Origin of the sequence: Bartonella sp. AA16NXGY, assembly GCF_042197325.1 — a bacterium.
Taxonomy (GTDB): Bacteria; Pseudomonadota; Alphaproteobacteria; order Rhizobiales; family Rhizobiaceae; genus Bartonella.
Map to the genome: position 1 here is coordinate 1 of NZ_JBHIRR010000016.1, position 22,218 is coordinate 22,218.

The 22,218-nt window shown below is 39.4% G+C and carries 32 protein-coding genes; 23 read left to right on the forward strand and 9 right to left on the reverse strand.

Translation table 11 applies throughout. The annotated features are described in order from the left end of the window. The 7 genes from ACFINK_RS07705 to ACFINK_RS07735 all read right to left on the reverse strand — a co-directional run. Window positions 1–539: lambda exonuclease family protein (locus ACFINK_RS07705; RefSeq protein WP_375638619.1), on the reverse strand; the 539-nt coding region annotated here is incomplete at its 3' end. Between the two features lies 1 nt (window position 540). After that, the gene (locus ACFINK_RS07710; protein WP_375618854.1) at window positions 541–1,368 is read right to left on the reverse strand and encodes a recombinase RecT; all 828 of its coding nucleotides are present in this window, start codon (window positions 1,366–1,368) and stop codon (window positions 541–543) included. An 83-nt stretch (window positions 1,369–1,451) separates the two neighbouring features. Beyond that, a complete protein-coding gene (locus ACFINK_RS07715; protein ID WP_375638621.1) occupies window positions 1,452–1,691 on the reverse strand; it encodes a hypothetical protein in 240 nt (79 codons plus the stop codon). 8 nt (window positions 1,692–1,699) lie between these two features. Next, the gene (locus ACFINK_RS07720) at window positions 1,700–2,251 is read right to left on the reverse strand and encodes a hypothetical protein (protein ID WP_375612599.1); all 552 of its coding nucleotides are present in this window, start codon (window positions 2,249–2,251) and stop codon (window positions 1,700–1,702) included. Between the two features lie 12 nt (window positions 2,252–2,263). Then, window positions 2,264–3,001 carry an antA/AntB antirepressor family protein gene (locus ACFINK_RS07725; RefSeq protein ID WP_375638622.1) on the reverse strand — a complete coding sequence of 246 codons (738 nt, stop codon included), beginning with the start codon at window positions 2,999–3,001 and terminating at the stop codon, window positions 2,264–2,266. 48 nt (window positions 3,002–3,049) lie between these two features. After that, on the reverse strand, window positions 3,050–3,469 hold the full coding sequence (locus ACFINK_RS07730; RefSeq protein ID WP_375613784.1) for a hypothetical protein: 420 nt from the start codon (window positions 3,467–3,469) through the stop codon (window positions 3,050–3,052). 262 nt (window positions 3,470–3,731) lie between these two features. Then, complete coding sequence (locus ACFINK_RS07735) at window positions 3,732–4,061, reverse strand: helix-turn-helix transcriptional regulator (protein WP_208439714.1); 330 nt, start codon at window positions 4,059–4,061, stop codon at window positions 3,732–3,734. Between the two features lie 120 nt (window positions 4,062–4,181). On the opposite strand from ACFINK_RS07735, the gene ACFINK_RS07740 reads away from it, so the two are divergent. The 4 genes from ACFINK_RS07740 to ACFINK_RS07755 all read left to right on the forward strand — a co-directional run bounded on the left by ACFINK_RS07740 (window position 4,182) and on the right by ACFINK_RS07755 (window position 6,552). Next, window positions 4,182–4,460, forward strand: a complete 279-nt coding sequence (locus ACFINK_RS07740) for a hypothetical protein (protein WP_375638624.1) — start codon at window positions 4,182–4,184, stop codon at window positions 4,458–4,460. A gap of 574 nt (window positions 4,461–5,034) precedes the next feature. Further along, on the forward strand, window positions 5,035–5,361 hold the full coding sequence (locus ACFINK_RS07745) for a dATP/dGTP diphosphohydrolase domain-containing protein (protein WP_375610982.1): 327 nt from the start codon (window positions 5,035–5,037) through the stop codon (window positions 5,359–5,361). Between the two features lie 11 nt (window positions 5,362–5,372). Beyond that, on the forward strand, window positions 5,373–5,930 hold the full coding sequence (locus ACFINK_RS07750; RefSeq protein WP_375635079.1) for a hypothetical protein: 558 nt from the start codon (window positions 5,373–5,375) through the stop codon (window positions 5,928–5,930). A gap of 10 nt (window positions 5,931–5,940) precedes the next feature. Then, entirely contained in the window at window positions 5,941–6,552 is a 612-nt protein-coding gene (locus ACFINK_RS07755; protein WP_375610980.1) for a hypothetical protein, read from the forward strand. Here ACFINK_RS07755 and ACFINK_RS07760 read toward each other — a convergent pair. Beyond that, window positions 6,539–7,330 carry a hypothetical protein gene (locus tag ACFINK_RS07760; RefSeq protein WP_375632835.1) on the reverse strand — a complete coding sequence of 264 codons (792 nt, stop codon included), beginning with the start codon at window positions 7,328–7,330 and terminating at the stop codon, window positions 6,539–6,541. The genes ACFINK_RS07755 and ACFINK_RS07760 overlap by 14 nt on opposite strands. 75 nt (window positions 7,331–7,405) lie before the next feature. Between ACFINK_RS07760 and ACFINK_RS07765 the strand changes: the two genes are divergently transcribed. The 11 genes from ACFINK_RS07765 (at window position 7,406) to ACFINK_RS07815 (ending at window position 14,103) form a co-directional block, all read left to right on the forward strand. Further along, window positions 7,406–7,879: a crossover junction endodeoxyribonuclease RuvC gene (locus ACFINK_RS07765; RefSeq protein WP_375638626.1), complete on the forward strand. Its 474-nt coding sequence runs from the start codon at window positions 7,406–7,408 to the stop codon at window positions 7,877–7,879. After that, a complete protein-coding gene (locus tag ACFINK_RS07770; protein WP_375638628.1) occupies window positions 7,869–8,207 on the forward strand; it encodes a DUF1376 domain-containing protein in 339 nt (112 codons plus the stop codon). Before ACFINK_RS07765 ends, ACFINK_RS07770 begins: the two co-directional genes overlap by 11 nt. Beyond that, on the forward strand, window positions 8,200–9,345 hold the full coding sequence (locus ACFINK_RS07775) for a YdaU family protein (RefSeq protein WP_375638630.1): 1,146 nt from the start codon (window positions 8,200–8,202) through the stop codon (window positions 9,343–9,345). Before ACFINK_RS07770 ends, ACFINK_RS07775 begins: the two co-directional genes overlap by 8 nt. Beyond that, window positions 9,305–9,748 (forward strand): hypothetical protein, encoded by a 444-nt coding sequence (locus tag ACFINK_RS07780; protein ID WP_375613776.1) that lies wholly within the window; start codon window positions 9,305–9,307, stop codon window positions 9,746–9,748. The genes ACFINK_RS07775 and ACFINK_RS07780 overlap by 41 nt, the downstream gene beginning before the upstream one ends. A 200-nt stretch (window positions 9,749–9,948) precedes the next feature. Further along, entirely contained in the window at window positions 9,949–10,278 is a 330-nt protein-coding gene (locus ACFINK_RS07785) for a hypothetical protein (RefSeq protein ID WP_375613775.1), read from the forward strand. Next, window positions 10,265–10,717, forward strand: coding sequence for a hypothetical protein (locus ACFINK_RS07790; protein ID WP_375610908.1), 453 nt, complete (start codon window positions 10,265–10,267; stop codon window positions 10,715–10,717). Before ACFINK_RS07785 ends, ACFINK_RS07790 begins: the two co-directional genes overlap by 14 nt. A 347-nt stretch (window positions 10,718–11,064) precedes the next feature. Beyond that, complete coding sequence (locus ACFINK_RS07795; protein ID WP_375612654.1) at window positions 11,065–11,817, forward strand: hypothetical protein; 753 nt, start codon at window positions 11,065–11,067, stop codon at window positions 11,815–11,817. Between the two features lie 84 nt (window positions 11,818–11,901). Next, window positions 11,902–12,342 (forward strand): hypothetical protein, encoded by a 441-nt coding sequence (locus tag ACFINK_RS07800; protein WP_375638631.1) that lies wholly within the window; start codon window positions 11,902–11,904, stop codon window positions 12,340–12,342. 452 nt (window positions 12,343–12,794) lie between these two features. Next, the gene (gene ssb / locus ACFINK_RS07805; protein ID WP_375638633.1) at window positions 12,795–13,235 is read left to right on the forward strand and encodes a single-stranded DNA-binding protein; all 441 of its coding nucleotides are present in this window, start codon (window positions 12,795–12,797) and stop codon (window positions 13,233–13,235) included. A gap of 15 nt (window positions 13,236–13,250) precedes the next feature. Then, a complete protein-coding gene (locus ACFINK_RS07810; protein ID WP_375607479.1) occupies window positions 13,251–13,586 on the forward strand; it encodes a hypothetical protein in 336 nt (111 codons plus the stop codon). Beyond that, the gene (locus ACFINK_RS07815) at window positions 13,573–14,103 is read left to right on the forward strand and encodes a hypothetical protein (RefSeq protein ID WP_375638635.1); all 531 of its coding nucleotides are present in this window, start codon (window positions 13,573–13,575) and stop codon (window positions 14,101–14,103) included. Before ACFINK_RS07810 ends, ACFINK_RS07815 begins: the two co-directional genes overlap by 14 nt. Before the next feature lie 9 nt (window positions 14,104–14,112). On the opposite strand, the gene ACFINK_RS07820 is transcribed toward ACFINK_RS07815, so the two are convergent. Continuing rightward, window positions 14,113–14,739 carry a hypothetical protein gene (locus tag ACFINK_RS07820; protein WP_006590334.1) on the reverse strand — a complete coding sequence of 209 codons (627 nt, stop codon included), beginning with the start codon at window positions 14,737–14,739 and terminating at the stop codon, window positions 14,113–14,115. 202 nt (window positions 14,740–14,941) lie between these two features. Here ACFINK_RS07820 and ACFINK_RS07825 point away from each other — a divergent pair, with 202 nt between their 5' ends. The 8 genes from ACFINK_RS07825 (at window position 14,942) to ACFINK_RS07860 (ending at window position 22,217) form a co-directional block, all read left to right on the forward strand. Continuing rightward, window positions 14,942–15,277 carry a hypothetical protein gene (locus ACFINK_RS07825; protein WP_375638637.1) on the forward strand — a complete coding sequence of 112 codons (336 nt, stop codon included), beginning with the start codon at window positions 14,942–14,944 and terminating at the stop codon, window positions 15,275–15,277. Further along, window positions 15,258–16,586, forward strand: coding sequence for a PBSX family phage terminase large subunit (locus ACFINK_RS07830; protein WP_375638639.1), 1,329 nt, complete (start codon window positions 15,258–15,260; stop codon window positions 16,584–16,586). The genes ACFINK_RS07825 and ACFINK_RS07830 overlap by 20 nt, the downstream gene beginning before the upstream one ends. Then, window positions 16,571–18,589, forward strand: coding sequence for a BaGTA-type gene transfer agent portal protein BgtI (gene bgtI, locus ACFINK_RS07835; protein ID WP_375638641.1), 2,019 nt, complete (start codon window positions 16,571–16,573; stop codon window positions 18,587–18,589). The genes ACFINK_RS07830 and bgtI overlap by 16 nt, the downstream gene beginning before the upstream one ends. Before the next feature lie 13 nt (window positions 18,590–18,602). Further along, on the forward strand, window positions 18,603–19,487 hold the full coding sequence (locus tag ACFINK_RS07840; RefSeq protein ID WP_375638643.1) for a hypothetical protein: 885 nt from the start codon (window positions 18,603–18,605) through the stop codon (window positions 19,485–19,487). A gap of 89 nt (window positions 19,488–19,576) precedes the next feature. After that, entirely contained in the window at window positions 19,577–20,704 is a 1,128-nt protein-coding gene (gene bgtG, locus ACFINK_RS07845) for a BaGTA-type gene transfer agent major capsid protein (RefSeq protein WP_375617006.1), read from the forward strand. Between the two features lie 22 nt (window positions 20,705–20,726). After that, window positions 20,727–21,107 carry a hypothetical protein gene (locus tag ACFINK_RS07850; protein WP_375638644.1) on the forward strand — a complete coding sequence of 127 codons (381 nt, stop codon included), beginning with the start codon at window positions 20,727–20,729 and terminating at the stop codon, window positions 21,105–21,107. Between the two features lie 11 nt (window positions 21,108–21,118). Then, the gene (locus tag ACFINK_RS07855) at window positions 21,119–21,499 is read left to right on the forward strand and encodes a hypothetical protein (RefSeq protein WP_375609772.1); all 381 of its coding nucleotides are present in this window, start codon (window positions 21,119–21,121) and stop codon (window positions 21,497–21,499) included. Window positions 21,500–21,509: 10 nt separating this feature from the next. Continuing rightward, window positions 21,510–22,217, forward strand: a complete 708-nt coding sequence (locus ACFINK_RS07860) for a phage adaptor protein (RefSeq protein WP_375638646.1) — start codon at window positions 21,510–21,512, stop codon at window positions 22,215–22,217. Window position 22,218: the final 1 nt, after the last annotated feature.

Consider the following 22,218-nt stretch of genomic DNA (forward strand, 5'->3'; position numbering starts at 1 on the left):
TGTTGATCATCACGGAGAACACGCTTGACTTTCATGCGTAAGTGAAAGAATTCCCCCGTAAAACGTGGGTCATAGCTAACGAAATCACACCATTTTCGTCCTGTACAAGCCATTTGGAATTGCATTTGTGCGTGATATTCTGGTTTGATTTCGTCACCTATACAAAAGCGCATATGTGTTACTGATCTCGGGCATTTGACTTCGATTAAACCGTCTTCTCCAATGAGACCATCAGGACTAGCCCCCGCCATTTCTATTGTGGGGTGTTGGATAAAGCCGCACTTTGTTATATTGGCATCATGAATGAAGCCATATTCTCTCAAGGCATCATCTTCATGTTCGATACCCCATCTCATATCTTCAGTTTCATAATAAGGGCTTGTTTCGCCTGTTAAGCGCTCTGTTATGAGTTTGATTTTGTAGTCTTCATATTTGCTCGTAGGCAATCCTTTTGTAGTTTTATTGAGTATGTTGTAAATGTTTGATGCGGTGACTTTACCCAAGCGTGCTTGGAACCATTCTGCTGTTCTTTGTTCCATCTCACACCGCCGTTCTTTGTTCTTGTGGTGCATATTCTATATCTTGGACGTGAATATATTCGGCATCTTGTATAGGCGCCTCTATTTGCTTTTGTTGTAGGAAAGATTGTTCTTTTTCATGCTGTCTCTTTTGCAAAACATCCAAAATCCTTTGTGCTACTTCATCAGGAAGATCTTCAAGCCTGTCGACTTGTGCATAATCAAGCACTTTTTCTTCTTCTGTTTGAGTGATGTTTATTAATTGTTTGATTTGCGTAAGCACATCATAAGAAACTAACTTCGTTTGTACGTTATGGTTTGTTTCATTGATACGTTTAGCTTCATCTTCTTCATAAATACCGGAAAGACCGAAAGCGTAACGAGCACATTGTATAGTGGCTTTATGACGCAACATACGTGCGGGGTATTTTTTCCAAGGGTCACTGTGGCCTTGTTCGCATTCTTTGCGATATTCGGTGACTTCGATAGGGTCTTTAATGCCTTTGAGACGAATAGCACATTTGATAGCAATGATATTCCCATCATCATTGAGTTGATCTTGAAAGGTCATGCCATCAAAGTCAGGATTTGATTTGATGATCTTTATCCAACCGTCGATAGAAACAACGGGTATGATGCCGCCGCCTTTTTTAGGGAGAGCATAGATTTCTTTTGTTAAAGGGTTAAGTCCATAAGTATTGGCAACAAAAAGAAAAACGGCAAATTCTGCATCAGTGATGACATTAGCATTTTTATCTCCAATACAAGTTTTTATGATTGTGGTTCGAAATTCTTCAGCAGAAAATCCATATTTTTCTGCCATTTCGTTTAAAAAAGTAGAATTTTTCATCTTGATTTCCTACATTGCGCGCAATTCACGTGTGGCGTGAATCACGCTGGTGTTTAAAAGTTGTTTGTGTGGTTAAAAACGGCTTATATGGCTATTACGGTATTACCAAAAATCTCGGCAAAACCACAAACTTTAGCTTTTCCATAAACTTTGGCGTTACCAGAAATCCAGCAATTGCCATCATGAGAGAGATTGCTTTCATTTTCTATAAAACCGCCTAGGTCACCTTTTTTGACATATCCAAAGTCTCTTAATGCTCTAATTCGGTGAAGAGTTCTTCCATCAAACTCAATTGTTTCATCAGTAAGTTCGTATTTTTTCATCTGGTTTGTTACCTAGTTGAGATTCTTTTATCGCCATCAATCCAGTCGTCCCAACATACACATGCTTCACCGTAAATTTTTGCATGACCGTAAACATGCGCATCACCGGAAACTTCTGCATTGCCGTAAACACGCGCCCTATCATAAATGTATGCCTTTTCGTAAACTTGTGCATTGCCATAAACTTCTGCATTATCAAAAACGTGCGGTTCACCGCAAATATATGCATCACCGTAAACTTCTGCATCACCGTAAATGCATGGTTCATCGCAAACTTCTGCTTTGCCATAAATACGAGAATTGTTGTAAACATGTGCATAACCGTAAACTTGTGCATTTTCGTAAACCTTAGCATCACCAAAAACCTTGGCATAACCATAGACTTTTGCATAATCCCCAATCCAGCAATTACCATGATGCGATAGGTTGTCTTCTTTTTGTATATAGCCACCTAAATCACCTTTCTCGACGTTTCCAAAGTCTCGTAATGCGCGAATGCGGTGGAGAGTTTTGCCCCCAACTTCGATTGTTTCATCAGTAAGTTCATATTTCTTTTCCATAATGATAGCCTCTTAATGCATGCTTTGTCTTTTAAGCTCTTGAGACAGCACCCCCATGCCTTTTGTTGTGATTTTTGCTGAAGGAATGACTTTTTCAGTTCCATTTTCGGTTTGAATAGTGAGGGTTGAGCAATCCATTAGTCCTTTTTGGATTTTATCCTGATAAGGCAATAAGCGATCCCCGAAAGTGCGTCGATACACCCATCCTTTTTTCTGTAGGAAGAGAATGAATTGTTTTGGTTGCATTTCGAGCACTTTAGCGGCTTCAGTAAGACTGAAGAGCCCATCAGAGCGTTGCAAGCTTTCCAGAGCCATTGCTTTTGGTTTTAAATCTTCAATGATGATGTCTTTACGCTCATTTTCATTTTTTAGATGAGTTAATACACCTAACATTACTTGTGGACTTGAGTAATCGATTTGTGGTGTAACAACTTGCTTTGCACGCCGCTCGCATTCGATAAAGTATTCTCTTGCTTGCTTTCCTTTTTTATTACGCTCGACCATGGCAAGCTCTTTCGCCATGTCTAAGGTAAGATAGTATTCTACTGCTATGGCATTGTTCGCTTCCATTTTTTTGTGGAAGCGAATAAAGTCCCTTCCATCAAGGAAAGCATAGGTCATAATACGTTTTTTTATCCAAGTAGAAAAATCTTGTTTACTCTCCAAAAAGACATGTAATTCACGTGCATTTACTGTCTGAACGCTTTCTTCGTTAATGGTGTTATTTGTAATAGCGATAGGATTATTCATAATTTTACTCCATCCGATAATTTAATAAGAGGAAAGAGGGGGGCGCTTTTAAAAACGCCCTCTGTAGTATGTATAATGTGGGTAGTTTGGAATGACATCCGAAAGAGTTAAACGGTGCTGCTGTTCATAAGTACCGTATGTTTCATCTTCATATCGCTGCTGTTCGATTTCTTCTAAAAAAAAACCGTATGCTGTGCTGTGTAGAATAAAATCGTGAGGTATTTTGCCATCAAAACACTTTTGTTCACGTAGTTTGAGATAAAACTCAGCAATATCTTCAGAGATATCTTCGCAACGATTAGTCGTTGGTTCTACGCGCAAAATTTGGACAGCATTATCGGTTTGGTCGATAAAATTGATAATGTCCTTTTCTTCTAATAAAGGACCAGATTTAGCGAGATTTTGTTCTTCATTTTCGCACATCACTAAGAGAATTTCATCAGAATTTATAAACACTGGTTTATTCACAAATGCCTCCATATCAAAATATTTAAATACATTTTGAAAAAAACGCCTTGACATAGGTTTTTTTTTTCGGGGTATGGTGCAGTGATAATTGTATTTTATGCACAAGTCAATTAAAATTTTGCATAAAACGCAAAAATAAATCTTAAAATATATAATTAAATTATGCGCTATCCACAATTTGGGAGATGTTTATGAGCGATATAGATAAAAAAATAGAATCTGTTTTTTCATTATTCAATGAAAAAGAGCAGTTAATTATTACTTATTTTGTTTTTAATTTTTTTAATAATTCAAGAAAATCAAGCACCGCTTCTTTGTCAACTGGATCAAGTGATGCACATATTTTCATAAAATCTAAGTCTACTTCTTTGTAAAAACTGGGGGGAGGTTCGTTAAAAAATTCAGAAATCTTTACTAGTTCATCTATGGTTATATCTCGCGTTTTACCATTTTGATAGGTATTAAGCATGCGATTCACTGCTGATGGGTGTAGTTCTAAATGTGATGCTAATAATGTTTGTGCGCCGTGTCCTCGTTCGTTAAGACGCTCTTTAATCCATAGCTTAAGTTTGGACTGAATATCTTGTTCCATGGTTCGTATAATCCTTGAAAATATATTTTTATGCAAATGTGCAAAAATGATAAAAAAGCATAATTTCGTTGACTTGTGCATAAAACGCAATTATTTATTGCGCTGTTATGGAGATTACATATGCCTTCGAGATTAATTATAAAATATTTAGGTGGTTTCAAAACTGTAGCAACCATAGTGCAAAGAGATGTGTCATCTGTTTATAGATGGCGTGACATGCCAGCAAAACACCAGCAAAAAATTTTAGATTACGCACGTGATCATGGGATAGATTTGCGTCCAGAAGATTTTTTTTATCCCGAGCGCTTGCAGAGATTAATGCAAGAGCAACACCCCCCAATGACTACATTTGCAAAAAGTTCCGGCGTTGATAGCGCGCGTGAGACTTTGCAGCCTTAAGGAGGTGATGATGGCTGTAGAAAAGAAATACGAACTTACTGATGAAACAATTGAGTTTGATGGCAGAACACTTCACCGCATTCGTGCACTGAGAGACTTTGGTGATGTTAAAGCAGGTGATTTAGGAGGCTATATAGAGAAAGAAGACAACCTAAGTCATGAAGGTGATTGTTGGGTTGGGAATAGGGCATGGGTTTATGGTGATGCACGTGTTTTTGGCAATGCCAAGGTTCTTGGTTTTTCTCATGTTTATGACAATGCCCGTGTTTATGAGAATGCCAATGTTCTTTTAGCAGCTGCGATTTATGGCAACGCCAAGGTTTGTGGTAATGCGCATGTATTTGGCAATGCCAAGGTTTGTGATGAAGCTGCGGTTTTTGGTAATGCTTACGTTTACGATAATATCCATGTTTATGGCAGCGCCAAGGTTTATGGCAACGCCAAGGTTTGTGGTTATGCCAAGGTTTGTGATGCTGCTAAGGTGTTCGGTCATGCCGTGGTTTATGGTAAGGCCAAGATTTATGGAAATGCATATGTTTGCGGCACTGAAGAATATGGTGGCGACAGAGTTTATATGTGTTCACATAATGCAAATGAAGCGCATAAGAATGATGATGGTAAGCCTCGTGTAGAGCTTATACCGCCGTTGGCACTGCTTGAAATTGGTAAAGTTTTAGAGTTTGGGGCAAAGAAGTACGGAGCAAACAATTGGCGTAATGGCATGCACTGGAGCAGGTTACACGGTGCTGCTTTACGTCATTTATTAGCATGGTTTGGTGGAGAGCATAAGGATGCTGAGAGTGATTTATCACACTTGGCACATGCGGCTTGTTGCATTCTTTTTTTAATGGAATGCGAAGCACAACAGATTGGTCATGATGACCGCCCTCATAAAAATTAAAGGAGATAAAGATGAGTTCGAATGAGATTTTATGGATAGCAGTGGTTTCAGTTTTGCTCTTAAGCGGAGTGATGTTTCGTATTGCATTGCATTATCGCGATCAAGTTAAAGCACTTAAAGAGCAGGTTCAAGATATTAAGAAAAAAATGAAAGAGAATGAGTTTAGGTATTTAAAGGAAAGCAAGCAGACAATTGATGAATGTGATGCGGATCTTGAAGAACGTGACAAGGAAATTAAACAACTGAAGCAAGAGATTGAAGAACGTGACGAGGAAATTAAACAACTGAAACAAAAGACTGAAGAGCATGAAAAGGCGTTCAGAAATGTAAGTGAAGTTGTAATGACACTCGAAGCAGATGTTCAATCACGTGATACGGAAATTAAAGAATTGAAGCAAAAGATAGATGCGTATCGAGAAGATTTTACACGGAAAAGTGAAAAGATACAGGCACTAAAAGCAGATGTTCAATCACGCGACGAGGAAGTTGAAAGACTAACACAAAAGCTTAAACAGCGTGATGAAGCAGTAAAAGCGCCGGCTCGTAAAAATAAGAAGAAGGGTAAGTGAGGAGAGAAAGATGAGTTTAGTAGCAATTGTTATTTCCTTAATTGCGAATGTGATTTCGTTTTATGCTGTTCATGACTCTTCTAAAAGAGTGCGAAGGCTTAGAAAAGAGCTAGCAGAAAAAAATGAGTTAATAATGTCACAAAAAGCATTGATGGAAGGACAGCTAGCAGAAAATGAAGAGAAAATACAACATTTACAAGAATTACAAGCAAACGTGCAAGAATGTTTAGAGAAAAGCACTAAAGGGCAAGAATGTGTGATGTCATATGAAAATATTTATGAAAATATTCAAGTCTCTAAAGCTGTTCGTACGCTTGTAAGAGAGTTTATAGAACTAAATCCCATTACAGATGAACAAGAAGATAGATCGCAGGAATTATTGCAACAATTAATGAGGGATGAGCAGACAAAGATTCAAGCAATTAAAGTTGTTAGAGCTTTTGAAGAATGGTTTATACCACGAAATACCATTACATTTGCACAACTAGACTATTGGCCGAGGTCTCAAGAGTTATTGGGGCATTTATTGGGGTTAAAGCCACTGACATGGGAAGATCTTGCTAAAAAAAGTCCTGAGGAACAACAGAGCTATCTCGTACCTGGGAAAACTATAGTGGATTGAAAGCATTTTTTAAACGAATACAGTGAGCGAAAAAATTCACTTTTTCTGGTGGATTTTCAGGATCTATAGCAGTGTGTTCCATAGTAAATATTAGATAAATTAATGGATTTTTCTTGAGAGGCGAAATGGTAAGAATTAGTTCTAATGAGCCAAAAGCTATGAGGCTAAATGGGTCAATATCTCCATGTATTAGAGGCTCTGTTTGGGGTTGTTTAAAACAGAGGTATTTGGAGCTTTGGGGCTGGATTTGGTATATATCTCCGAGGGGAAAAACGGTTGAATCAGTAAATCCACGATAGACTGCGTGAATAAATTTATAATTTCTATCATTCTCTATACTGATGGAATTAATTTTAATTATGTGTTTTGTAGGATTTGCAATGGTTAATAATATATCAATTAATAATTGTGATTTATTATCAGGATCATTATGCATCACTATACGCTGTACAAAAACATTAAGTTTTCTCTGCTCTAGAATTTCTGTCTGTTTTTCTAGAACGTTAGCAAGCTTTTCCATTGATATTGCTTGTTGTTTAGTTGAATTAGCTATGTCCATGGCATTAGCTAATTCTGTTTCAAATTTTTCTCGGTCTTCTCTTCTGAACTTTGCAGCTTCTATTCGATCTTCATTTCTTAAATTCAATGTCTGTTTAATAGAACGAAAAGAAAAAATTGCGGATAATAAAGCACCAACCGAAGAAAGTGCAGAAAATAAAACAGAAAACGCAGAAAATAATACAGGATGCTGTTCTATCCAATTTAAAACCGCTTGCATATTTCTTACACCCTTCTTTCCTTCATTTTCAGAAAAAAACAATCCTATAAAACACATTTTGTATGGAGCGGCGTGGTGATTAACACGATTCTTTGTTTTGATCTAGGTACCAAAACGGGGTGGGCGATACGTGGTGCAAGTGGTGACATGTTCAGTGGTACCGTGAATTTTCAATCGCGCCGTTTTGAAGGCGGTGGAATGCGTTATTTGCGTTTTAAACAATGGCTATCAGAAATAAAGCAGACAGCAGGTCAAATTGACGCGGTGTATTTTGAAGAGGTGAGGCGTCATAAAGGTACAGATGCAGCGCATGTTTACGGTGGTTTGTTAGCAACGTTAACGGCGTGGTGTGAACAGCATCAGATACCGTATGAGGGGATACCAGTAAGTACAATTAAGAAAGCGACGACAGGCAAGGGGAATGCGTCGAAAGAAGAGATGATTAAGGCGGTGCGTGCAAAAGGGCACAATCCGAAAGATGATAACGAAGCAGATGCTTTAGCAATTTTATATTTAGTTAAAGAAAGGGAATTGGGGTATGTCCAGTAAATTACCATGGACGAGGCTTTTTGCAGACAGATGGCTTGTTACTCTTGGTTGTTTGTCGCCGACCGAGAAATGTATCTATGTCATGTTGCGACTTCTAATGCTCCATACTGGTGAACCTATTTTAAAGGACTTAACGGTATTAGCTTTTTGGGTTGGTTATCCAGTAGAAGAGTTTGAAGCAGCTTTGAATTCCTTGATTGAAGGTGGATTCATCATACGTTTAGACAATGGTGGGTTGTGGAATTCAGAAGTTGAAAAAGAACTCAATAACGTCACTGAAGAGCTAGATAATTTCACTTGCAATAATATGGAGGTAAGGCATGTCTAATGGTATGCCGTGGATAAGATTTCATTTGTATGATTGGATTAGTGGTACAGATGGGATGACATTGGAACAACGGGGCGTTTATATAACACTTCTTGTTCGCATGTACGATAAAAAAGCACCCATTAAAGAAGATTTTGAAACGCTTGCACGTGCTTGCAATTGCTCGCAGAAAAAATTTGCAACTATTGTCGAATACTTAATGAGGAATGATAAACTTGTTGAGATAGATGGTGGGTTGTGGAATACGCGCGTTGAAGAAGAGCTAAAAGATTTTGCTGATAAAAAAGATCATATATCACAAATTCGTAGTGAAGCTGGTAAAAAAGGTGCACAAGCAAAAAACAATACAAAACAACATGTTAATAATTTTGCTGAAGCAAACGACAAGCAAAATGATTTTTTTGCTGAAGCAAAAGATAAGCAAAATGATTTTTTTGCTGAAGCAAAAGATAAGCAAAATGATTTTTTTGCTGAAGCAAAAGATAAGCAAAATCTAGCTATAAAGAACCAGAATAAGAATAATATATATAAAAAAAATAAAACTATCGTTTTATCAAAAAAAGAAACTGAATTTGAAGATTTAGAAACAACGGATTTGATTGAAGAGCCAATCGAGGTTGATGCGATTGAAAGCGAACCAAATCAAATCGCAACATCATCAGACAATCAACCTCCCATTCACGAGCAAGAAAACGTTCCTAAAAAAGCCAAGCGGGTTAAAGCCGATAGAGGTTGTCGATTGCCTGCGGATTTTGAACCCGATTACGATTTTGCAATCAACGAAGGCTTGCCTTCAGAGCGTGTGAAAGTCGAAATCGCAAAATTTAGAGATTATTGGAATGCCAAGGCAGGTAAGGACGCATGCAAAACGGATTGGCAAGCAACATGGCGCAACTGGGTACGCAAGGCAATTGAAGATTTACAGAAAGGAAAAAACTATGGAAAGTCAAGCACTGAAACAACAGTACAGCAGCGTGGATGGAGTTATCGCGTTGCACAGCACATGTCCAATATCAAAAATTCAGATAGTGTGTACAAATTTCTATTCGAGGATGACAACCGAACCACCGTTCCATTGGAAGACAGGGCAAAAACCATTGATTGCAGAAGCGGAGAGAATTACTTCATTAGTTCATGATGCGTTGCAAAAGCTTGAAAAGAAAGCGACTGAAGAAGAAATTCAAACAACGTATCTTGTCCTTTCAAATGGACTTAAGAGCCCCATGGGATCAGATGAGAAAGCGACAGCGCTTGCGTATCTTTACGCTCTTGAAGGCATAAGCAGCTGGGTATTGCAAACGGCAACAAAGAACGCTTTGAAAGGCAAAGCCGAGGGCTTAAATTCGACCTTTATGCCCTCAACAGCAGATTTTTATCGTTATTGTAAGACGCTTGAAGGCAATATTCGCTTTCATGCAAAGCACATTCTTAGGAGCCTTGAAAAGCCTGAAAAGGAAACAAATAAAAAGGCACCGATGCCATCAGAACGCATAGAAAAGCTTCAAAAAGAACTTGAAGAAGTTTTAAAGGGCATTGAATGATAAACAGCAAAGTAGTGAAGTTTGCTGATGATTTTGAGAATAGATATGCGTTTAAATTGACAGAAAGGCACCGTACAGAGCGATTTAAAGATTTTGTGATAAAAACCACATTGAAATTAAAAACGCTTCTGTACGGTCCATTTTGAGGCAAATAAACCCATTGGTAAAGTTATGGATTTAGATAGGGGATATTAAACCAGATGTTTTTAAAAAAACGTAAACAGAAGGGGGGAAAAAAGTTCGTTGCAACGGCGGTGGGGCATGCCCCATGGGGATTAGGGGTAGCAGAGTATTTTTACAATCTTTACGAATATGATGATGGTACAAGAGAATATGAAGAATTTGACGGTGGTCAGTATCATGAGATGCCTGAGAATGTTGATTACAGTACCAAGGCGCAAGTGAAAGCTTGGATATATGGGGGTGGTATTCCGAAAAGCGTTCTCAATTACGAACCTCTCATAGATGAGATCAATAAAGAGATCAAAAAATTATCAAAAACCGCAGGAAATAAATATGTTTACAGATAAGCAGCTAAGAGCCTTGTTTGGTATTATAATTTTTATATTTTTATGCTTTTTAGAAATTAAAAAAAATCCCTATTTTATCCAAGGTATTTTGATATTTGCATCTTTTGGTTTGATAATAATAACAAATATTTTTGTAATTTTATGCAATTCTCATATTCCTTTTGAGTTGCAGAACAATCCAAAATATAAAGATGATGATACAACAGGTTGGAAGATATTAACACGTGATTTACAACAGTATATGCACCGACTTTTAAAGCTAATAAGTTTAGCACTTGTCGTTTTAATTTTTCCAAATAGTTATACTGTATTTTGGTATTTAGATATCGTTTTTTGGTACTTTTTTTTAGTTTATTCATTCTTTCTCATGTTGCATACACGCAGTTTAATAAACATGTCCATTTACGCACTACATTTTTATACTAAAAACCAAAAGTAAAATTTAAAATCACTTGGTATTCAATTAGGTAGGTATCAAAATGAAAAAAAGTGAAAAAAATAAAAAATACGTATTGACTTTAAGGAAAGGTTCGTTTAGAAAGGCGTCAAGTGTGTAGAAACACTTAGCGAATAGCGGATAGGTTACGATACAGCCTCTCCCATGCCTTTTAAAATACTGACTTTCTTTTATGCTATCATTGGCATATAACGATTTATGTCGGGTGTAGTGTGTTATACAATACCCTTTTTAGGGGAAAGCACACAGCGGACTATTCGCCGTGTTTCTAGCACCCGACGCCCTTATAGGGTGTCAATAGAAACCTTCTTACGAATAGGATTACTAGCATGAAAGCTACAGTTAAAAAGAGAAAACCATCCAAAAAATATGAATTGACTAATGAAATAGATCATATGACTGGTCTCACATTATACCGTATACGCGCCTTAAAAGATTTTGGAGATGTCAAGGCGGGGGATTTAGGTGGTTTTATAGAAAATGAAAGCAACCTATCGCATTATGGTACGTGCTGGGTATATGATAAAGCCCGCGTTTTTCAAAATGCCCGCGTTTCTGGGAATGCAAAAGTAAGAAGCTTTTTTGTAGACGTTTGTGGGAATGCAAAAATTTATGGGAATGCTATTTTTGAAGCTATTTTTATGGGAGGCAATGCGCGTCTTTATGGGAATGCTCATATTAAAGGTGCTGTTGTAATTGAAGGCAATGCAAAGATTTATGATAATGCCTATGTAACTGATCATGCTCATATTTCTGATGATGCCGTCATTTGTGATAATGCTCATGTTGGAGGCAATGCAAAAATAAGCGGTGCTGCTTATATTTGTGATGACGCGCGTGTTTTCGATGATGCCGTTGTATGTGGTGCTCTTATCTCAGGAGATTCTTATGTTCATAGCGCCGCTTCTTTAACAGCAGATGATCATATTTGGAATGAAGCATATCCCGAATTTGGTAGTGAAGATGATTATTATCGTCATGAGTATTATGATGATTTTGAAGACTATTATGATGCTGATCTTGAATCGGAAAATGATGACGATTTAGAATGTGAATTAGAATGTGAAAAAGAAGCTGCTTAATTAAACAATAGGGCGGTGCGGGGGCGCCTCCTTATAACCATTTCATTTAACAATTTGTTTGAATATTAGATTAGGGAGCTACCTATGACCACTAAAACTGTATCCAAAAAATATGAACTTACTAATGAAACTACAGAAGTTAAAGACCATCTCTATGGTATAGTTAGAACACTTTATCGCATTAAAGCTTTAAGAAGTTTTGGAAGTGTTAAAAAAGGAGATTTAGGGGGCTTTATTGAAAGTGAATACAACTTATCACATGATGGCAATTGCTGGGTTGGTGATGATGCCAAGGTTTATAATGCTGCTATGGTTTGGGGGCATGCGAAGGTTTTTGAAAATGCAATAATTTGTGATGAGGCGTGTGTTAATGGGTTTGCGAAGGTTTACGGTAATGTACGTGCTTATGGAAAGGCAATTATTGGTGGCAGGGCGCGTGTTTTTGGAGATACGCAACTTATTTTGGGGGCATGGGTTACAGGAAGAAAAGAGATTTCTACAGGTTTAATATCCTTTTGTAGATAGATAAAGACTGTAGAGGAATTGATTAAAGCGGCTGTGGCGTCTAAAAGATAGAATAAAAAAAAGCCGCGTCCTTTAAGACACGGCTTTTGTTTGCAACTGGAAACTTATACATTTTAAATGTTAAAGTATATTACACAAAACGTGTAAAAATGCAAGCCTTAATACATAAAAACCGCATCAAAATGAATTGATACGGCTTTTATTATCAAAACAGCTAGCGATCTAAATAAACGATTAAAAGAAATAACCGAAATATAAAAGAACGTCTCTTTATTGCACAAAACGTATCAAAAAGCAAGCTGTTAAGTAAAATAAAAATGGGATTCACACTGTAGATTCAGTGGGTTATGATAAATTCTGTTTGTAAAAATACACCATAATGTGTTATACTATCATCAGTTGTGAGTTTGTTTTGTTCTAAGTACTATTTTCCATTAAAGGACAGAAAGCAAATGCTTAATAAAGTGATTTTAATTGGTCATTTAGGTGCCAATCCAGAAAGCAAAACAATGTCATCTGGTATCGAGGTGGTCAATTTTCGAATGGCAACGTCTGAGAGCTATACAGACAAGGCAACCAATAAGAGAATAGACAAAACCGAATGGCATTCCATTGTGGTGTTTAATCCACACTTGGCAAAAGTAGCTCTCCAGTATCTGAATAAAGGCAGCAAAGTTTATATCGAGGGACGACTACAAACTCGTAAATGGCAAGATAAAAACGGTGTTGATCGCTATGTAACAGAAGTCATATTGCCTCAGTACAAAGGCGAGTTAAAGCTTTTAGATGGCAAAAATGATGATAATCAAGATCAGTCATCTGCTTATGACAGAAGCATTTACAGACCTCTTGATACATCTCATACCGTTATGAATGATAGCGTTCCTTTTTAAACAGAAGGTGCTTTAATGGATAGTAAAAAGAAGTCTAGGGTTAGTACAGAAGAATCTGAACCCGTTTATATGCTTACAGAGAATGATATAGAGCTGTTAAGAGATTGTATGTCATCTACATCAATGAGTTATTACAGTATAGTGATGGGTGCTTTATTGAGTACACTTTTCATTCTGCTCTTAAAACTTTCTTGGGATCAAAGTCACTTAAAACTTAAGTTAGGTGTTGCTGCTGTAATATGCATTTTAGTGGTTTTATTGTTCTTTTTAAATCGAATTTCATGGTCAAGATCAGAGAGAATTTGGCAAGATATTAAACAGACATCTGAGGACATAAGTGAAAAAAAATAAAAAAAGGGGACGCCCTAAAATAGCAGGGCAGGTAAGAGAACCAAACGGACGTATATCACGTGCAAAAGCACTGCGTGAAGCCGTTGATAAATTGGCAATAGAAATGCGTGCAAAACGCTTTGGTTTAACGCTACAAGAGGCAAAAAATCCACTCTCTGGGTCTTATATAGGGCGGCTTTGCTTGCAAGGCGTGCTTACTCAAGAGCAATACGACACCGCCCAGCAATATCTACAGATAAGGAATAATTACCTTTGCGCAAAAGGCTTGCCTAATGCAATTTATGACGAAATGCCATCATCATCTGATGATAAGGCAAGAGATAAATGGGTAGAATTTGCAACAGAGCAGTTTATAAACACGCAAGAGGCACTAAAAGAAGCCCAATGCCTCTATAGACAATATAACCTTTATGCAGCGCTACAGTGCCTCGTTATAGAAGATCAAACATTATCATATCTTGTACCTTCATTACGTATAGCTCTTAATGCGCTTCAGAAACATTTTGATCGTAAATGACAATCTCTATTACGGTTTCATTATATCATATATCGTTGGTAAGTCTCTGCAAAATCTAGCGACTTGTTTAGTGTTTTCATAATCACCGGTGCTCACGTCAGATACTACAACTATCATTTGTGTTTTGGGGCTAATGCCAGTTCCAGTCGAATTACTAAGAAATTTTTTTGCATAATAAATCATTGGATTTTTGCTGTTATTGGATTCGTTGTATGCCCACATAAAATCTCTTTCACTCCAATTATGTTCATAACGTAAACGACTTATTACATTGGGTAGCATTGCCCATGACATTTCTTCATTATACTCACCCCGCAATAAATTCACAAAGCGTCCACATAAAATAACGAATACGTGACGATGCAATACAGGATCAAATTTGGAAGGCATCTTATGATGGCCACGGCTGTATACAAATTCTTGTGCTTGGCTTAGCTTATTAAAATGCGTAAAGCCAGTATATTCTTTACTCGCGTATTTGTCGTAAAGTTGATTATACTTCTCTATAGTATCTACACTTGTAAACATACGCGTCAATTTGTCTATAAATCCAAATGACGCTGATGCAGGTAGCGCTGATATAGAAAAGAAAGCTATAAATGTTATGATGCGTGTTATGGATAATGATTTCATCATTTTGAACCCTTAATTATTCATAAGTGCTGTTTAACTGATTCCCTTTGAAATTATCAATATGTGTTATTTTTATGTTGACAAAGTGTAGCAAATCGTATTTAATGACATTACTGTACTTAGGCGTATTGTGTCTAGAGAGGGAAATGTACAGTTCAAAATCCCCGCAAATGCGGGGTTTTTTATTATCTGGAGGGTGTATTTTATGACATCACAAAATACAGAACAGATTTCTCAAACAAAGAAAAAATATAAACCCCCTAAGGCAGGAATGGGGCGTGTCAAAGGTGTACCCAATAAGAATACACGCCTTTTGAAAGAGGCTATTCTTAAAGCTGCTGAATTGGCAGGCAATAAGTATGGGAAAGAGGGATTAATCTCTTATCTCGAAAAGCAGGCAATAAGATGCCCTGCGGCTTATTTAGCGTTGCTTGGTAAGGTGTTGCCTTTACAGGTAACAGGTGAAGATGGGGGAGCCATTAAGATCATAACGCGTGTAGAAATTGCTCCTTTAACAATGAATGACGACAAGACAGATTAAGATTGTACCAAAACTTATCCCTATTTTTGATGGGGATGCTTTGGTACGAGCGGCGTGGGGTGGACGAGGGTCTGGAAAGACAAGATCATTTGCATTGATGGCGGCTTTAAAAGGCTATCAATTTGGTATGCAGGGGATATCGGGGACCATTCTTTGTGCACGTCAGTTTCAGAATTCTTTGGCAGAGAGTTCATTGGAGGAGATTAAGCGCGCCATTGAAGCGCATGACTTTTTAAAGGACTATTACAAGGTTGGGGAGTCGTCGATTAAGTCGATAGATGGTCGCGTAGCCTTTCAGTTTTCTGGTCTGGACCGTAATATTGCGAGCATTAAATCGATGGGGCGTATTTTGCTTTGTTGGGTTGATGAGGCAGAGCCCGTTACAGAGACGGCTTGGCAGACGCTTATTCCAACGTTGCGTGAAGAAGGCGAGGGGTGGCGAGCAGAGTTATGGGTGACATGGAACCCGTTGCGAGAGAATGCCCCCGTTGAGAAGCGGTTTCGCTTTTCAGACAATGAAGCCATTAAGCGTGTAGAGATCAATTGGTCAGATAATCCGAAGTTTCCTAAGATCTTGAATGAAGCGCGGCTTGATGATCTGAGAAACCGTCCCGAGACCTATAAGCATATATGGGAGGGGGCTTATCTTACAGCAGTTCAAGGCGCTTATTATCAAAAGGAAATGTTGGCAGCCGAGCAAGAGGGGCGGATAGGGCGCGTTGCGCGTGATCCTTTAATGCAGATACGCGCTTTTTGGGACATTGGGGGTACGGGTGCTAAGGCAGATGCTACGGCGATATGGATAGCGCAATTTGTTGGTAGGGAGATCAGAGTACTTGATTATTACGAAGCACAGGGACAGCCTTTATCCGAACATATCGGTTGGTTGCGTCAAAATGGTTATGAGAAGGCATTGATGGTGTTACCCCATGATGGTGCGACGAGAGACCGTGTGCACAATGTGAGTTTTGAGAGTGCTTTAAATGATGCGGGTTTTGAAACGCAAGTGATCCCTAATCAAGGGGCAGGGGCGGTTAAGATGCGTATAGAGGCGGTGCGACGTATTTTGCCGTCTGTTTGGTTTAATGAAGAGACAACCGTAGCGGGTCGTAAAGCACTGAATTGGTATCATGAGAAATGGGATGAGAAGCGTAATATTGGTTTAGGCGCTGAGCATGATTGGTCCAGTCATGGTGCGGATGCCTTTGGGTTAATGTGTGTGGGGTATGAACAGCCGATGCAAAAACAGAAGAGACCAGCTTATAGCGGTAGAGAAACTTATGAGAGCACGTCATGGATGGCAGAATAATGCATGATGAAGAGCATTTAGAGAAAGAAAGTAACGCATCAGATCTGTCGACAGAAGGTTTGTTTCGCAAGCTTGTGAATTGGTACAAAGAAGATGTAGAGCATGTGAACAAATGGCGTGAACATGCAAGAGAGGATTTTCAATTTTACAATGGTGATCAGTGGAATGATCAAGATTTAGCGGCTTTAAAAGAACAACGCCGCCCCGTTATGACGTTTAATCGCATTGCACCATTGGTTAATGCCGTTGTGGGTTCAGAGCGTAACAATAAACGAGAGGTGCAATTCATTCCCCGTCAAATAGGCAAGGCATTGCCAAGTGAATTGCTTACCGGTGCGGCAGAATGGTTTAGAGATGTAGCGCATGCGGAATATGCGGATAGTGATGCTTTCCAAGATGCTGTCATCTGCGGCATGGGCTGGACCGATACACGGCTTGATTATGAGAACAGTGTAGATGGTGAACCGGTCATTACGCGTTTAGACCCCTTAAAAATGGTTTGGGATAGCGCGGCAGTGCAACCGAATTTAACCGATGCACAACGCATGTGGTATGTAGACCGTAAGCCATTAGACGTAGCCAAGCAAATGTTTCCCAAAGCCCATTGGACAGAGCTGAGTGCAGATTGGGCAAGGGATGGGAGCTCTCATGAAGGTGTTCACCATAATGATCTTGATTATTACAGTGATGAGAAGGGCATTGATGTTGAAAACGGTCGTCGGATGGTCACGCTCGTTGAATGCCGTTGGTTTGAAAGCGAGCGATATTACAAGGCACCCGATTTAGAGACAGGTGAATTGCGTGATTATAGTGAAGAGGAATTTAAGCAATTACAGTGCATGATGCCCGATATTCAAGGGGCAGCTTTCAATAAAAAGGTTGTAAAACGTGCTTTTTTAGGCAGGAAATTGCTTGAATGCCCCGATCAACCTTTGGTTCCAGCGGGTCAATTGGGTTGGGAGTGTATAACGGGATATTTTGACAAGATAGAACGGCAATTTTATGGGGTTGTAAGACCGACAAAAGATCCACAACGATGGGCGAATAAATATTTTAGTCAAGTGATGCACATTCTCAATAGCCAATCCAAAGGCGGGATAATGGCAGAGCGGGGCGCATTTGAAGATGAGAGAGAAGCTGTAAAGAGTTGGAGCAGGGTTGATAGTATTACGGTTTTAAAAAATGGTGCTTTGGCTGGTGGTAAGATACAACCAAAACCCGTAGCGCAATTTCCAGCAGGCTTTTTCCAACTGTTTAATGAAGCCAAGGAAGCGATTAATCAAGTTACGGGTTTATCGCCTGAGTTTATAGGGACGAGAGAAGTCTCACAAGCGGGGATTTTAGAGGCACAACGGCGTCAATCCAGTCTTAACCTGCTAGCTTGTCTGTTTGATGGTTTGCGTTTGTATCGCAAGCGGCAGGGTAAGATTATTTTGCATCTGATACAGAATTATTTGTCTGATGGTCGTTTGGTACGGATATCGGGTGAGGAGAATGCGCAATATATTCCCTTGACGCGTGAAGCGGTGATGAGTGTTGATTATGACATTGTGGTGGATGATGCTCCAACCAGCCCGAATGAGAAAGAGCGTACCTTTGGCATTATCACGCAATTATTACCGTTGCTTCAAAATGCCGTAACACCGGATATTATGCTTGATTTGCTTCGTTACTCACCCTTGCCTGCGTCATTACTCAATCGTGTGAGTGAGAAGATGCAACAGCAGCAAATGGCACAACAAGCCCAACAACAGCAGATGGATCCCGAACAAGAAATGAAGTTGCAAGAAAAGCAGCAGGATATGGCGACTAAAAGCCAGATGCAACAGATGGATTTGCAACAAAAGCAGATTGAATTGTTCATGCGTCAGAAGAGAGCGGAATTGGAAGCCGAAATGATGCAACAGAGGCATGACATTGAACGTCAGAAGCTTCTCAATGAACAAGCACACAATCAGATTATGCGAGAGAGAATAGCATTGCACAGAGGCATGCATATTTGAGAGAGGTGAAAGAATGAATGCAGAAATGAACGAAGCTATGAATGAAGATTACAGGGTTGGTGCACCGGTATTTGATGATGAGAGCTCTTTTGAGAGTGATTACGAGGTCGAAAACGTTGAGAGTAATGATGCGACACCTCCAGAGCCGGTTGCAGAGCCCGTTGACAAGCCTTCAGAAATCGTTCCTATAGATCGGCAATATGCAGAACAACAAGCTCAACAAGCCCGTGAAGCGCTTGCCAAGTTTTATGAACCCCAAGCCCAGCCACCAATGGTTGAAGGTGAAAGTGCGCCCCCAGACCTACGTGAGGACCCAATTAGCGTATTAACGTGGATGTTAGATAAGATTCAAAAACAAGATGCGTATATTAGGGCACAGCAGGATGTTCAAAGGCAAGCCATTGAATCCCACGAATTTAATGGACATTTGAACCAGTTTTTAGAAAGTTCAGTGACCTCTATCAAGGATAAATACAGTGATTTTGATGCGGCGGCAGATTTTCTTTATGAGACGCGTGCAAAGCAATTGAATGCATGGTCCTCTGTTTATCCGAATTATGCACAAAAGAGCACGATAGATGCGATTATAGGGGATGAATTACGTACAATTGTAGCGACTTGCGCCCAAAAAGGGGTTAATCCAGCAGAAGAGCTTTATAGGATAGCGCAAAATCTTGGTTATCAAAACCAAGGGATGCAAGCGAATAATCAAGTAGCAGCGCTTCAAAGCCGGCAGAATTCTGCGAGAACCTTAACGGCATCTGGTGGAGGAGGCATGACAGGTCCTATGACAAAAGACACCCTTGCCAATATGTCAGAGAAAGAATTCAACGCATGGATCTCCAATCCGAAAAATGAAGCCCGTTTTTATGAAATAATGGGTGCAGACCCTGATTAGGCAATCAGTTTTACAACATAATCCGCCTTGATGCGGGTTTTCCACCGGCTTTAAGCCGGTTTTTTTTACAGCAAAGAAAGGTGAAATCAATGGCAACAACACATATAGGAACCCATGATCCGCAATCGGTGAAATTGTGGTCACAGAAATTAAGCAATGAAGTTTTGAAAGCGACAAAAATTGCCCCTCTTATTGGCAAAAGTTCGAACAGCATTATCCAGCTTTACAACGAAACCCATAAGAGTGCAGGGGATAGTGTTACGTTCAGTTTGCTAGTCAATCTGTTTGGAGATGGTGTCACGCAAGGCGAAACCTTAGAAGGCAATGAAGAAGCGCTTCAATTTATGAATGATCGGTTGGTGATTAACGAGCTTTTACATGCGGCGCGTGTTGCCAATGATGACTCGATTGATCAACAGAGAATCCTCCCGAATTTACGTAAGAAAGCGAAAGAAGGCTTGGTTCGCTGGTATGCCAATCGTTTAAGCATCATGTTCTTTCTTCAGGTATGTGGTTATACAGCCCGTACGATCAGTGTTGATGGTCGAGAAGTGTACATTAAACCGGTTCATTATGGCTTTAATGAAATCATGGCACCAAGCAGTGAACGGATTATCCGCCCCGATGGGAAAACCAAGGATGAAGATCTTAATGATAAAGCCAAACATAGCTTTAGTTTGAAGCTTATTGATGAAGCGGTTAAACAAGCCAAACTTGCTAATCCGCAGATTTCCCCCGTTCATGTTAACGGTGATGATGTTTACGTTCTCTATTTGCACCCAACACAAGTGATGCAATTGCGTACCAATACAGCCGCTGGTGAGTGGTTAGATATTCAAAAATCGGTTTATGCGACCTCTCGTGCAAAGAACCCAATCTTTGATGGTTCTCTTGGCATGTATAATGGTGTTGTTTTACGCGAAGCTATTCATGTCACCCATGGTGTTAACTCGACAAATAATACAGCGGTAAAAAGTGTGCGTCGTGCGGTGTTCTTAGGAGCGCAGAGTGCGATTATAGGTTTTGGGAAAAATCATAGTGCAACAAATTACACCCTCAAAGAAGAATATTTTGATTATGAACGTGAATTTGGTGTTGCCGCCAAGACTTTGATAGGAATGAAGAAAACTCGTTTCCAAATGCCCAATAGTGCACAAACAGCGCAAGATTTTGGAACGATTGTTATTCCTACCTACAGCGGTGAAGCAGCAGCGTAATCATTAAGGAGGAAAACAAGACATGGCAGATCAATTACCCCCTCCATTACAGGGCAGAAATCTTCACACCCAACAGGTGAGTTTCTTACGTTTGAATATCTCGCATAAAGAGAAGCATCTCACAGAGAAAATCGGGATTTTGCCTCGTGGCGCTTTGATCACGTCGATTAAAGCGTTTGTGAAGACAGCGTTTTCTGAGACAAAATTAAAGATAGGCAGCACCTATGGCGGCAATGAGTTTGGCGAAAAAGATATCAAAGCCCAAAATACGCAAGATTTTACACCAACAGACCAAAAGGTTTTTACTCCAGAGGATAAAGAAATGATCCTTTATGCAACACGAGATAAAACCACTGATGCTGGTGAGTGTGTTGTGGTCGTGCAATTTGTGACAAATCATTGAGGGGATAAGACATGGCAGATTATTTACCACAGCCCTTGCAAGGGAGAAATCTTCATACGCAGCAGGTAAGCTTTTTGCGTCTTAATTTTAGCTATGAAGATAAAGAAAAGGTGATGAAGATAGGCACCCTCCCTCGTGGTGCTTTGATTACTTCAATTAAAGTGTATGTCAAGACAGCATTTTCGGACACGAAGGTTAAAATAGGCAGTACTGCTGGAGGAACTGAATTTGGTGAAGCAGAAATCAAACAGCAGGCAGTCAAAGAAGTTAAGCCTAGCAATCAAAAGGAATTTGTCCCTTATGATGAAGAACTTACTCTCTATGCTAAAGCTGATAAGACAGTCCAAGCAGGTCAAGCAAGTATAGTCGTTGAATTTGTGACCAATTGTTAAGAGAAGTCTGATGACGCGTCATTATATTCGGGTTAAGACGGGGGGACCAATACCAGCGAAACAGGATGTTTATCGTCATAGAAAAACGCTTTCGCACTTGGTGTCGGTTATCCAAGATGAGATTGATGACATCACAGATGAGTATGTAGCGCAAATCCAAGAAAGTATTTTTGCTGCTATTCGTTTTTGTGAGAGGGAAAGTTTTTACTTTAACGAAAGCCGTGATGTTACGTTTCAAACACGGGCGGGGCAGGGTGCTTATGATGCAAGCGATACCCGCCATCTTGAAACAGCTGTGAAAATCAAAAATGTTTATCTGAGTTCTGGTCAAGATCATAAGCTTGAATTGGAGCGGCGAAGTCCTTTTGCTCTAGAGCCTTCGTTGTCATCAGAGCAGCAAGGGACGCCGGTTTGTTACAGTTATTTTGATAGGAAATTACATCTTTATCCCACACCGGATAGAGCCTATCAGATTCAACTCATTCTCTCTCCATTGCGTTTATCAGAGATAGAGAGTGTTGATGAAGAACATCCATGGTTTATCTATGGGTTTGACTTGATCAAGGCGCGTGCAAAATATGAACTGTACAAGAATATCCTTAAAGAACCCGATTGTGCAGCCGCTGCTTACAATGACTTTAACGAGCAATTGCATGAATTGCGTGCAGAGACGTCCAAACGTCATAACGTCACTCGAATAATTCCAACGGATTTCTAAA

Excerpts from the sequence above, each read along its gene's own strand:
- ssb (WP_375638633.1), top strand. The coding sequence starts at position 12,795 with ATGCTTAATAAAGTGATTTTAATTGGTCATTTAGGTGCCAATCCAGAA.
- ACFINK_RS07820 (WP_006590334.1), bottom strand. The coding sequence starts at position 14,739 with ATGATGAAATCATTATCCATAACACGCATCATAACATTTATAGCTTTC.
- ACFINK_RS07715 (WP_375638621.1), bottom strand. The coding sequence starts at position 1,691 with ATGAAAAAATACGAACTTACTGATGAAACAATTGAGTTTGATGGAAGA.
- ACFINK_RS07850 (WP_375638644.1), top strand. The coding sequence starts at position 20,727 with ATGGCAGATCAATTACCCCCTCCATTACAGGGCAGAAATCTTCACACC.
- ACFINK_RS07760 (WP_375632835.1), bottom strand. The coding sequence starts at position 7,330 with ATGCAAGCGGTTTTAAATTGGATAGAACAGCATCCTGTATTATTTTCT.
- ACFINK_RS07775 (WP_375638630.1), top strand. The coding sequence starts at position 8,200 with ATGTCTAATGGTATGCCGTGGATAAGATTTCATTTGTATGATTGGATT.
- ACFINK_RS07735 (WP_208439714.1), bottom strand. The coding sequence starts at position 4,061 with ATGGAACAAGATATTCAGTCCAAACTTAAGCTATGGATTAAAGAGCGT.
- ACFINK_RS07770 (WP_375638628.1), top strand. The coding sequence starts at position 7,869 with ATGTCCAGTAAATTACCATGGACGAGGCTTTTTGCAGACAGATGGCTT.
- ACFINK_RS07710 (WP_375618854.1), bottom strand. The coding sequence starts at position 1,368 with ATGAAAAATTCTACTTTTTTAAACGAAATGGCAGAAAAATATGGATTT.
- ACFINK_RS07825 (WP_375638637.1), top strand. The coding sequence starts at position 14,942 with ATGACATCACAAAATACAGAACAGATTTCTCAAACAAAGAAAAAATAT.
- ACFINK_RS07790 (WP_375610908.1), top strand. The coding sequence starts at position 10,265 with ATGTTTACAGATAAGCAGCTAAGAGCCTTGTTTGGTATTATAATTTTT.
- bgtG (WP_375617006.1), top strand. The coding sequence starts at position 19,577 with ATGGCAACAACACATATAGGAACCCATGATCCGCAATCGGTGAAATTG.
- ACFINK_RS07750 (WP_375635079.1), top strand. The coding sequence starts at position 5,373 with ATGAGTTCGAATGAGATTTTATGGATAGCAGTGGTTTCAGTTTTGCTC.
- ACFINK_RS07800 (WP_375638631.1), top strand. The coding sequence starts at position 11,902 with ATGACCACTAAAACTGTATCCAAAAAATATGAACTTACTAATGAAACT.
- bgtI (WP_375638641.1), top strand. The coding sequence starts at position 16,571 with ATGGATGGCAGAATAATGCATGATGAAGAGCATTTAGAGAAAGAAAGT.
- ACFINK_RS07745 (WP_375610982.1), top strand. The coding sequence starts at position 5,035 with ATGTGTTCACATAATGCAAATGAAGCGCATAAGAATGATGATGGTAAG.
- ACFINK_RS07840 (WP_375638643.1), top strand. The coding sequence starts at position 18,603 with ATGAATGCAGAAATGAACGAAGCTATGAATGAAGATTACAGGGTTGGT.
- ACFINK_RS07755 (WP_375610980.1), top strand. The coding sequence starts at position 5,941 with ATGAGTTTAGTAGCAATTGTTATTTCCTTAATTGCGAATGTGATTTCG.
- ACFINK_RS07740 (WP_375638624.1), top strand. The coding sequence starts at position 4,182 with ATGCCTTCGAGATTAATTATAAAATATTTAGGTGGTTTCAAAACTGTA.
- ACFINK_RS07810 (WP_375607479.1), top strand. The coding sequence starts at position 13,251 with ATGGATAGTAAAAAGAAGTCTAGGGTTAGTACAGAAGAATCTGAACCC.
- ACFINK_RS07830 (WP_375638639.1), top strand. The coding sequence starts at position 15,258 with ATGACGACAAGACAGATTAAGATTGTACCAAAACTTATCCCTATTTTT.
- ACFINK_RS07855 (WP_375609772.1), top strand. The coding sequence starts at position 21,119 with ATGGCAGATTATTTACCACAGCCCTTGCAAGGGAGAAATCTTCATACG.
- ACFINK_RS07785 (WP_375613775.1), top strand. The coding sequence starts at position 9,949 with ATGTTTTTAAAAAAACGTAAACAGAAGGGGGGAAAAAAGTTCGTTGCA.
- ACFINK_RS07725 (WP_375638622.1), bottom strand. The coding sequence starts at position 3,001 with ATGAATAATCCTATCGCTATTACAAATAACACCATTAACGAAGAAAGC.
- ACFINK_RS07860 (WP_375638646.1), top strand. The coding sequence starts at position 21,510 with ATGACGCGTCATTATATTCGGGTTAAGACGGGGGGACCAATACCAGCG.
- ACFINK_RS07795 (WP_375612654.1), top strand. The coding sequence starts at position 11,065 with ATGAAAGCTACAGTTAAAAAGAGAAAACCATCCAAAAAATATGAATTG.
- ACFINK_RS07720 (WP_375612599.1), bottom strand. The coding sequence starts at position 2,251 with ATGGAAAAGAAATATGAACTTACTGATGAAACAATCGAAGTTGGGGGC.